General features: G+C 66.9%; 6 protein-coding genes. 4 read left to right on the top strand and 2 right to left on the bottom strand.

Going from position 1 to position 10,856, the window contains the following annotated elements; genetic code table 11:
- From JMF90_RS09225 to otsA, 3 genes are all read left to right on the top strand, one after another.
- Positions 1 to 1,402 (top strand): TonB-dependent receptor (locus JMF90_RS09225; protein ID WP_201325060.1); only part of this gene is annotated, 1,402 nt, incomplete at its 5' end.
- Positions 1,403 to 1,875: 473 nt separating this feature from the next.
- On the top strand, positions 1,876 to 3,495 hold the full coding sequence (locus JMF90_RS09230; protein WP_011547659.1) for a methyl-accepting chemotaxis protein: 1,620 nt from the start codon (positions 1,876 to 1,878) through the stop codon (positions 3,493 to 3,495).
- A 464-nt stretch (positions 3,496 to 3,959) separates the two neighbouring features.
- Positions 3,960 to 5,366 carry an alpha,alpha-trehalose-phosphate synthase (UDP-forming) gene (gene otsA / locus JMF90_RS09235; protein ID WP_006478986.1) on the top strand — a complete coding sequence of 469 codons (1,407 nt, stop codon included), beginning with the start codon at positions 3,960 to 3,962 and terminating at the stop codon, positions 5,364 to 5,366.
- A 174-nt stretch (positions 5,367 to 5,540) separates the two neighbouring features.
- Here the strand turns inward: otsA and ftsH are convergent, their stop codons facing one another.
- On the bottom strand, positions 5,541 to 7,517 hold the full coding sequence (gene ftsH, locus JMF90_RS09240; protein ID WP_011547657.1) for an ATP-dependent zinc metalloprotease FtsH: 1,977 nt from the start codon (positions 7,515 to 7,517) through the stop codon (positions 5,541 to 5,543).
- A 487-nt stretch (positions 7,518 to 8,004) separates the two neighbouring features.
- Between ftsH and JMF90_RS09245 the strand changes: the two genes are divergently transcribed.
- Positions 8,005 to 9,669, top strand: coding sequence for an acid phosphatase (locus JMF90_RS09245; protein ID WP_011547656.1), 1,665 nt, complete (start codon positions 8,005 to 8,007; stop codon positions 9,667 to 9,669).
- 220 nt (positions 9,670 to 9,889) lie between these two features.
- On the opposite strand, the gene JMF90_RS09250 is transcribed toward JMF90_RS09245, so the two are convergent.
- Positions 9,890 to 10,856: phosphoenolpyruvate carboxykinase (GTP) (locus JMF90_RS09250; RefSeq protein ID WP_201325061.1), on the bottom strand; the 967-nt coding region annotated here is incomplete at its 5' end.

Genomic DNA, 10,856 nt, shown 5'->3' on the forward strand with positions numbered 1-10,856 from the left:
CCAGCAGCGCGCGATCGACGGCCCCGACGCGCCGCAACCGGAAGGCAACGTGCCGAACAGCGACGGGCGCGTGCACGGCGGTGCGGTCGGCGCGTCGTACACGTGGGCGGACGGTTTCGCGGGCCTGTCGTACAGCGGCTACGAATCGAACTACGGCTCCGTCGCGGAAAGCGACGTGCGGCTGCGGATGCGCCAGGAACGCCTCGCGTTCGCGTCCGAGGTGCGCAACCTGAGCGGGCCGTTCACGAAGCTGAAATTCGATTTCGCGTACACCGACTACCGCCACAAGGAAGTGGACAACGGCGAGACGGCGACCACCTTCCGCAATCGCGGTTACGAGGCGCGCATCGAGGCACGCCATCGCAAGATCGGGCCGTTCGAAGGCGCGATCGGCGTGCAGTTCGGCCAGAACACGTTCTCGGCGCTCGGCGACGAAATGCTCGTGCCGTCCACCCGCACCAACAGCGTCGCGCTGTTCGGCCTCGAGGAATGGCAGGTCGTCCCGGCGCTGAAGCTGAGCCTCGGCGGCCGCTTCGAGCACGTGAAGGTCGATCCCGATCCGGCGGGCGTCGAGAAATTCGCGGGCGCGCAGCCGCGCGACTTCAATGCGGGCAGCCTGTCGGCCGGTGCGCTGTTCTCGCTGACACCGGTATGGTCGATCGCAGCGAACGTCGCCTACACCGAACGCGCGCCGACCTTCTACGAGCTGTATTCGAACGGCCCGCACGATGCGACCGGCCAGTTCCTGATCGGCAACCCGAACGCGTCGAAGGAAAAGGCCGTGTCGACCGACCTGTCGCTGCGCTATGCGAGCGGGCCGAACCGCGGCAGCGTCGGCGTGTTCTACAACCGCTTCTCGAACTATCTGACCGAGTACAACACCGGCCGCGTGGTGGACGACGACGGCGAGCCCGTCGCGCCCGGCACTGACGGCTCGCTCAACGAGGCGATCTACCGCGGCGTGCGCGCCGAGTTCTACGGCGTCGAGCTGGACGGCAAGTGGCGTGCGTTCTCGCGGCGCGGCCACACGGTCGATCTCGAACTGACGGCCGACTACACGCACGCGCGCAACGTCGACACGGGGCAGCCGCTGCCGCGCATCGCGCCGCTGCGCGCGACGCTCGCGGCCGACTACGGTTACGGCCCGTTCGGTGCGCGCGCACAGGTCACGCACGCGTGGTCGCAGCATCGCGTGCCCGACGACGACTTCTCGACGGACGGCTATACGTCGCTCGGCGTGATGCTGACGTACAAATTCCGCGTCGGCCCGACGCACTGGCTCGCCCACCTGCGCGGCGACAACCTGACGAACCAGGAGATTCGCTACTCGACGTCGGTCGTGCGCGGCTTCGCCCCGCAAGGCGGCCGAAGCCTGATGGCCGGATTGCGCACCACGTTCTGACCCTCACAGGCTCGCGGCGCCCGCCGCGGGCCGCTTTCCGGCGCGAAACCCGACGCGCCGCGTCTTTTCCGTTTGTCCATCAGACAGTCGCGTCATTCACGCCGATCGTCGTGAATACGCATATCGGCTTCCATTCCCCATTCCTCCGCAATGAAATTCCGGTATTCATCAGTAATTTAGAACGAAATCGTCAGACAATTACTATAAAAATGACGTTTATTGTTTTACCAGTAAATCCGGTTTCAAATACATCGCATAAACAATTCCGTAAATATCCTCCTCGCCTCTTTTGATCGAGATCAAGAATGCCCGTGCGACAAGGCTTTGTTCGATCGAAAACCGAATGTAAGGGTTTTGACGGGTAAAGAATCATCCCGAAGACCCGTTAAAGCCGGCACGATCCCGTATCTGGTCGAACGATAAATTCCATTTGCCAACCACACGCACAGGGGCACAACGTGAAAATCGCCAGAATGAGCATCAAAACGAAACTCCTCGGCGGCTTCGGCCTGCTCGCCGCGGTTGTCGTGATCGTGTCGGGCGTGGCCCTCAAGGCACTGTCCGATACGAACGCCGAGTTTTCACGCTACATGAACGGCATCAACGCGCGGGCGAACCTGTCCGCGCAAATCCGCACCGCGGTCGACCGGCGCGCGATCGCCGCGCGCAACCTCGTGCTCGTCACCCGGCCGGCCGACGTCGAAGCCGAACTGGCCGAGGTGAACCATGCGCACAAGGACGTGCAGGACCATCTCGCGAAGCTCAAGGAACTCATGGCGAACGCGACCGACACCTCCGATCGCGCACGCGAACTGGTAGCCGACATCGTGCGCATCGAGGCCGGCTACGGGCCCGTTGCGCTGCGCATCGTCGGACTCGCGCAGGCCGGCAAGAAGGACGACGCAATCGCCGACATCGACGACAACTGCCGCCCGTTGCTCGCGCAACTGGTGCGTGCGACCGACGCCTACGCGACCTTCACGCATGAACGCGAACTCGAAATCGCGCAGGCCTTCGCGGATCGCTACACGGCGGAGCGCAACCTGCTGGCCGGCATCTGCCTGATCGCCGTCGCGATCGCGGCCTGCGGCGGCCTGTGGCTCACACGCAAGATCACGGTGCCGATCGGCGCGGCCGTGGACGTCGCGCGCACGGTGGCGAACGGCGATCTCGGCAGCCGTATCGAGGTGCGCGGCAACGACGAAACGCGCGACCTGCTCGACGCGCTGCGCACGATGAACGAACGGCTGATCGGCATCGTCGGCCGCGTGCGCGACTCGTCGAACAGCATCGCGCACGCGGTGAGCGAGATCGCATCGGGCAACCTCGACCTGAGCCAGCGCACCGAGGAACAGGCCGCGTCGCTGCAGGAAACCGCGGCGACGATGGAGGAATTCACGTCGACGGTGCGCCTGAACGCGGAAAACGCGCAACAGGCCAGCACGCTCGCCGCGAATGCATCGGACGTCGCGCACCGCGGCAGCTCGGTGGTCGGCCGCGTGGTCGACACGATGACGGAAATCGGCCACAGCTCGTCGAAGATCGCCGACATCACGGGCATCATCGAAGGCATCGCGTTCCAGACCAACATCCTCGCGCTCAACGCGGCGGTCGAAGCCGCCCGCGCGGGCGAACAGGGCCGCGGCTTCGCGGTCGTCGCGAGCGAGGTCCGCAATCTCGCGCAGCGCTCGTCGACCGCGGCCAAGGAAATCAAGGAACTGATCACCGCGTCGGTACAGACGATCCGCGACGGCTCGGCGCTCGCGGGCGAAGCCGGCAAGACGATGTCCGACGTCACGCAAGCCGTGGCGCGCGTGACCGACATCATGGGCGAGATCGCGGCCGCATCGGCCGAGCAGAGCCGCGGCATCGACCAGGTGAACCTGACGATCACGCAGATGGACGAGACGACGCAGCAGAACGCCGCGCTCGTCGAGCAGGCGGCAGCCGCATCGAAGTCGCTCGAGGCGCAGGGCCGCGAGTTGTCCGAAACGGTCGCCGCGTTCCGGATGCCGTCCGGCTCACATGGGGCGTCGCCGGGCGCGCTTGTGCAGGAAACGGACATGCGTCACTGGCAACCGGCTGCCGCGTAACGGCATGCGCGAACCAGACGACGATGCGCATGCCGTTACGCTCGTCCGTCTGGGTCACGCTGGCACGCACCGCGTACCGCCGCATCCCGCATCGAAAATCGTTGCAGTCAATCGCGCATGCCGCCATGCGCGTCCTTCGCGCAACTCTCCGCATGGCCTTGCGCACACTGCTTCCGCAGCGACGCGCAAATTTCGGTCCCGCTCGGGCCTCACGCGTTGCAGCACCCTCGTCATGGATAGCGCCCGACATGCGCGCCCGCATCGTGCATCGATACAGACTTTTAAAACGCACGAATGACGAGTATCCTAAAAAAGTACTTTTCGACCGGACGGCGAATCGCGTTCCCTGACTCCCGTCCGATCGCCATGCGGCCCCGTCGTCTCGCGCACCGCGCACCGATGGCGGCGTCTGTCTCTCGCGCCTGGCCGCACGACCCCTTCCCCAACAATCGTCAGGAGAGCTGGTGAGCCGACTCGTCGTCGTATCCAATCGCATTGCAGATCCCCGTAAAGCCGCGGCCGGCGGACTCGCCGTCGCCGTGAAGGACAGCCTGCAGGAAACCGGCGGCGTCTGGTTCGGCTGGAGCGGCAGGCTACGCGGCGGCGACGATCAGGCCACGCATGGCGACGACGTGCAGATCCAGAACGTCGGCGGCATCCAGCTCGCGACGGTCGACCTCGATCCGCAGGATTACGACGCTTACTATCTCGGCTACTCGAACAACGTGCTGTGGCCGGTGTTTCACTACCGGCTCGATCTCGCGCAGTTCGACCGGCGCTTCGCCGACGGCTACCGACGCGTGAACCAGCTGTTCGCGCGCAAGCTGCGCACGCTGCTGCGCCCCGACGACGTCATCTGGGTGCACGACTATCAGCTGATTCCGCTCGCGGCCGAGCTGCGCGCGATGGGCTGCACGAATCCGATCGGCTTCTTCCTGCACATCCCGATGCCGCCGCCGCCGATCATGGCCGCGATCCCGGAACACGAATGGCTGATGCGCTCGCTGTTTGCGTACGACCTCGTCGGCTTCCAGACCGAATCGGACCTGCTCCACTTCGAGCATTACGTCGAGGCCGAAGCCGGCGCGGCGCGGCTGCCCGACGGCCGGCTGCGCGCGTTCGGCCGCACGCTGTCGGCCGGTGCGTTTCCGATCGGCATCAACGTCGACGAATTCGAAGCGCTCGCGCGCGATCGCGACGGCCTCGACATGTTCGAACGCATGCGCGACGAATATTCGCGCCGTCAGCTGCTGGTCGGGGTCGACCGGCTCGATTACACGAAAGGGCTGCCGCAGCGCGTGCATGCGTTCCGCGAGTTGCTCGAACACTATCCGGAGAACCGCGACCGCGCGACGCTGATCCAGATCGCCGCGCCGAGCCGCGAGGATCTCGGCGCCTACGACGACCTGCGGCGCGAGATGGACAGTCTGTGCGGCGCGATCAACGGCGACTACGGCGAGCTCGAATGGATGCCGATGCGCTACATTCACCGCACCGTCGCGCGCAAGCGCCTGCCGGGCCTCTACCGTGCAAGCCGGGTCGCCCTCGTCACGCCGCTGCGCGACGGGATGAACCTCGTCGCGAAAGAGTTCCTCGCGGCGCAGGACGCGGCCGACCCGGGCGTGCTCGTGCTGTCGCGTTTCGCGGGCGCGGCCGAGCAACTGAAGTCGGCGCTGCTCGTCAATCCGTACGACACGCAAGGCACCGCGCAGGCGATCCAGCGCGCGCTCACGATGCCGCTCGAGGAGCGCCGCCAGCGTCACGCGGCGCTGATGGCGATCATGCGCAAGACCGACGTGCACTGGTGGCGCACGCGCTTTCTCGAAGCGCTCACCGAAGCGGCCGAAGTCGCGGCCGCGACCGAATCCTGATGCGCTGACGCGCATTCACGCGTCCGTCGTCTCGACGTGCATTCGAGCAAGACCCACGACGTTCGACCGATACGTGCGCGTCGCTCATGGCGACGCCGTGGCGGGAGAGAAGGAAACGAAAGCGCTCAGTGTCGGCAGATCGACACGCGATGCTCGCCGGTCAGCGCAGCGGCTTCAATGATCAGGTTCGTGCGGCCGGCGGTACGCGATGAAATCGCGCTCGACTGCAGACGCCTGCTCCGTTTCGATCGCGCCGCCGCGCGCGCTCGTTTCGTCGCCGGGTAATGACGCCGTCGCCGACGGCGGTTCGCTGCGCCCGTCGATCAGCGCCTGCAGCACGTCGCGTTCGAGCACCTCGCATTGCAGCAGCCGTCGCGCGATGCGTTCGAGCGCGTCGCGTCGTTCTCCGAGCGTCGCCGCGACGCGCGCATGCGCATCGGTCAACAACGTGCGTACCTCGTCGTCGATCATGCGCGCGGTGTGCTCGCTGCAGCGGCCGTCGCCCGCATGCCATGCGCCGGGCATGCCCTGGCGTACATCGCCGTCGTCGAACGTCGCAAGCCCGATCTTCTCGCTCATTCCGTATTGCATGACCATGTGGCGCGCCATCGCGGTCGCGCGTTCGAGGTCGTTCTGAGCGCCGGTCGACACATCGCCGAACACGAGTTCTTCCGCCACGCGCCCGCCGAGCAGCGCATCGATCCGGTCGAGCAACTCGCTGCGGCGCAGGACGTAGCGATCCTCGGTCGGCACCTGCTGCGTGTAGCCTAGTGCCGCGACGCCGCGCGGAATGATCGACACCTTCTTCACCGGGTCGCAATGCACGCGACTTTCCGCGACGAGCGCATGGCCGGCTTCGTGATACGCGATCGTCAGCTTCTCCTGCTCGTTCATCACGCGGCTCTTGCGCTCGAGGCCCGTCAGCGCGCGGTCGATCGCCTCGTCGAAGTCCGCCATGCCGATCGCCGGCTTGCCGAGTTCGGCCGCATGCAGCGCGGCCTCGTTGACGACGTTCGCGAGATCGGCGCCGACGAAGCCCGGCGTGCGCGATGCAAGCTCGCCGAGATCAACGTCGGCCGCGAGCTTCACGCGCTTCACGTGCACGCCGAGGATCTGGCGGCGGCCGTTCACGTCGGGCCGGTCGATCGCGATGTGACGATCGAAGCGGCCCGGCCGCAGCAATGCGGGATCGAGAATCTCGGGCCGGTTCGTCGCGGCCATGATGATCACGCCGGAGCCGGCCTGGAAGCCGTCCATCTCGACCAGCAACTGGTTGAGCGTCTGTTCGCGCTCGTCGTTGCCCGACATCGGGCCGACGCCTCGCACCTTGCCGAGCGCATCGAGCTCGTCGACGAACACGATGCACGGCGCCTTCTGCTGCGCCTGCTCGAACAGGTCGCGCACGCGCGCGGCGCCCACGCCGACGAACATCTCGACGAACGCCGAGCCGCTGATCGAGAAGAACGGCACGGCCGCCTCGCCGGCCACCGCACGCGCGAGCAGCGTCTTGCCCGTGCCCGGCGCGCCGACGACGAGCACGCCTTTCGGAATCTTGCCGCCGAGCCGCTGGTAGCGATCGGGGTTGCGCAGGAACGCGACGAGCTGCTGCAGTTCGGCCTTCGCTTCGTCGATGCCCGCGATGTCGTCGAACGTGATGCCGGTTTCCTGCTGCACGTACACGCGTGCGCGGCTCTTGCCCATCCCGGTGAAGTCCTGCAGCCCGCCGCGCTTGCGCAGCATCATGTTCCACACGAACACGAGCAGCACGAGCGGTAGCAGCCACGACGCGAGCGACGTGATCCAGCCGGTATCGGGCGTGCCGTGATAGTGGATGCCGGCGGCGGTCAGCGTGTCGATCAGGTGTTCGTCGGTCACGCGGCTGGTCGTGAAGCGCCACGGCGTGCCGGCTTGCCGCACGACCGCGGCGTCGGACGCCGGCAGCATCGTGCCGGCCTGCGGCATCTTCAACGCGCCCGAGATCGACGCCGGCCCGATCTCGAGATCGTCGACGAGCCGCGCGGCGACGAGCCGGTGAAAGTCGCTGTACGCAATCGGCGTCGACGTCGGGTGCAGCATCAGCAACTGCGCGGCGAACAGCACGAAGAAGCCCGCGGCGATCAACAATCCCGGGTAGTCGAATTTCCTGTCCATGGCATCGGGCCGGCCGTATCTGCTGCGCGACGTGCGCTCACGCCGGCACGCGCGCGCAACCCGCGCAACGGGTACGCGGCTGCGGCCGCGGCGACCAGCCGAAAACGGCATGCATCCACGCCATCGTCGCCTCGCTGTCTCGCGTCGTTCGTCGCATCGATACCGCCCCGGCAACACCGTCGGCCGGCGTCGCGGGGGCGATCCTCGCCCGGGCAGCACGCCGTCGCGCGCCACCCCTGATTCCAGTCTAGTTCGCGTGCGGGCGTCGCGCACCGCTCGCCGTGCAAGCGTCGAATCGTCCGACGAACGGCTTTCATCCGCCCCCCTTGCCGCGTTATAGTCGCGTTCATGACATTTTCGTGACAGCCGCATCGCGCCGCCGCGCGCAATACCGGCCGTTGCATTCCGCCCTGCGTCGCGGCCGCCCGCGCGGCGCCGGCGCGCATCGAACGACAACGCCCACCCGCCCATTCGAGGAGCTCACGACGTGAACGACACCCCCGATCGCCCCGACGACCTTCCCGCCGATCCCGACCGCCGCCGTGTGCTCGGCGGCCTCGCCGCGCTCGGTGCCGGTGTCGCGCTCGCCGGCTGCGAAACCACCGCGGGCAACACGCCGCGCTCGGCCGCCGACCTGCGCATCGACGAAGCGTTGCGCCAGCGCGTGCGCCACATCGTCGTGATTTATGCGGAAAACCGCAGCTTCGCGAACCTGTACGGCGATTTCCCGGGCGTGCTTCATCCGCTGAGTGAAGTGCGGCCCGAGCATGCGCAGCAGCTCGATCGCGACGGCAAGACGCCGCTGCCGGTGCTGCCGAAGATCTGGGGCGGGCTCGTGCCGCAGGCGCAGGAAGTGGACGGCAAGCGCTACGCGATCGCCGAGCGCGACATCGACAAGCTGCCGAATGCGCCGTTCCGGATTACCGACGCGCAGGGCCAGCCGCTGCCGAACGGCGTGATCACGCGCGACCTGTGGCACCGCTTCTACCAGAACCAGATGCAGATCGCGGGCGGCCGCAACAACCAGTTCGCCGCATGGGCCGATTCGGGCGGCCTCGTGATGGGCCATTACCGCAATTCGGCCGACACGCTGCGGCTGTGGAATCTCGCGCGGCAATACACGCTGTGCGACAACTTCTTCATGGCGGCCTTCGGCGGTTCGTGGATGAACCACATGTTCCTGATCTCCGCGCAGCCGCCGCTGTATCCGGACGCGCACAAGCATCCGCATGCGGCGAAGCTGCTGTCGAAGGTCGAGGGCGACGATCCGGCCGGCACGCGCCTTAAGCTCGCCGACGATTCGCCCGCGTCCGCGCTGGACGGCCCGCCGAAATTCGCGGTCGACGGTCCGCTGACGCCGGACGGCTACGGCGTCAACACGATGGCGCCGCCGTACCAGCCGAGCTACGTGCCGCCGCCCGATCCGGGCAACGCCGCGTATGCGGACCCGGCCGACCATCGCGTGATGCCGCCGCAGGGCTACGCGACGATCGGCGACCGCCTGTCGGAAAAGAACATCGACTGGGCGTGGTACAGCGGTGCGTGGCAGTACGCGCTCGAGCATCGCGACACCGGCACGGTGCCCGATTTCCAGTACCACCACCAGCCGTTCAACTACTTCGTGAACTACGCGCCGGGCACCGAAGCACGCCGCAAGCACCTGCGCGACGCGGGGCTCGGCGACGAGCCGTCGACCAACCATTTCATCGCCGACATCGACGCGGGCCGCCTGCCGGCCGTCACGTTCTACAAGCCGCAGGGCAACCTGAACATGCACGCGGGTTATGCGGACATCGAATCGGGCGACCGTCACATCGCGACCGTGATCGACCATATCCGGCGCGGGCCGCAATGGGAGAACACCGTGATCGTGATGACCCACGACGAGAACGGCGGCTGGTGGGATCACGTCGCGCCGCCGGTCGGCGACCGCTGGGGCCCCGGCTCGCGGATTCCGGCACTCGTGATCTCGCCGTTCGCGAAAAAGGGCTTCGTCGATCACACGCTGTACGACACGAACTCGATCCTGCGCTTCATCAGCCGCGTGCACGGCCTCGCGCCGCTCGACGGCGTGGTGCTGCGCAACAACGCGTTCGCCGCGCGTGGCGAGACGCCGCCGGGCGACCTGACGAACGCGCTCGAGCTCGGCTGACGACCAGTTGACTGCGGGAAACGACGACGCGCCGGGCCATGCGATCGATGGCTCGGGGCGTCGTTCGTTTCACGGCCGGCGAGGCTACGCGGCGCTATGCGTCGCGCATTGCGGTGCTCAGTGAGTAAATAGCGGCGCGCGCGACGCCCAAATGAAAACGTCCCGCCGCCGACAAGCAATGGCGGCGACGGGACGCCAAAGACGATGACGCTGCGTACCGTCAACCGCCGATACGCTGCTCGATCTTCTTCATCGTGCCGGTCATTTCAGCCGGCAGGCGCAGCTTCAACGTATCGAACAACGCCGCGTGCAGCTTCAGCTCCTCGCGCCATTCGTCGGCGTTCATCGACGTCATCGCATCGAACTGATCGCGCGTGAAATCGAGGCCGTCCCAGTGCAGGTCTTCATACGCAGGCGACACGCCGAACGCATGCTCGCCGCCGCCGCCCGTACCTTCCAGCCGATCGAGCATCCACTTCAGCACGCGCATGTTCTCGCCGAAGCCCGGCCACACGAACTTGCCGTTCGCATCCTTGCGGAACCAGTTCACGCAGTAGATCTTCGGCAGCTTCGCGCCGGCGGCTTCGAGCTGCTTACCGATGTCGAGCCAGTGCGCGAAATAATCGCTGACGTTGTAGCCGCAGAACGGCAGCATCGCGAACGGATCGCGGCGCACGACGCCCTGCTGGCCGACGGCTGCCGCGGTCGTCTCGGAGCCCATCGTCGCTGCCATGTACACGCCTTCGACCCAGTCGCGCGCCTCGGTCACGAGCGGCACCGTCGTCGAGCGGCGGCCGCCGAAGATGAACGCGTCGATCGGCACGCCGGCCGGGTTTTCCCAGTCGTCGTCGATCGACGGGCACTGCGCGGCCGGCGCGGTGAAGCGCGAGTTCGGGTGCGCGGCCTTGCGGCCGGTTTCCTTGCCGATCTCCGGCGTCCACGGATTGCCCTGCCAGTCGGTCAGCTTCGCGGGCGGCGTGTCGGTCAGCCCTTCCCACCACACGTCGCCGTCTTCCGTCAGCGCGACGTTCGTGAAGATCACGTTTTCCTTCAGCGTGGCGATCGCGTTCGGGTTGGTCTTCACGCCCGTGCCCGGCGCGACGCCGAAGAAACCGGCTTCCGGGTTGATCGCATACAGGCGGCCGTCGCGGCCGGGCTTCAGCCACGCGATGTCGTCGCCGATCGTC

This window comes from Burkholderia sp. E168m23, assembly GCF_016586125.1.
GTDB lineage: Bacteria > Pseudomonadota > Gammaproteobacteria > Burkholderiales > Burkholderiaceae > Burkholderia > Burkholderia orbicola.

What these genes read in the sequence shown, in the direction of transcription:
- JMF90_RS09230 (WP_011547659.1), top strand. Translation starts at nt 1,876, where the DNA reads ATGAGCATCAAAACGAAACTCCTCGGCGGCTTCGGCCTGCTCGCCGCG.
- ftsH (WP_011547657.1), bottom strand. Translation starts at nt 7,517, where the DNA reads ATGGACAGGAAATTCGACTACCCGGGATTGTTGATCGCCGCGGGCTTC.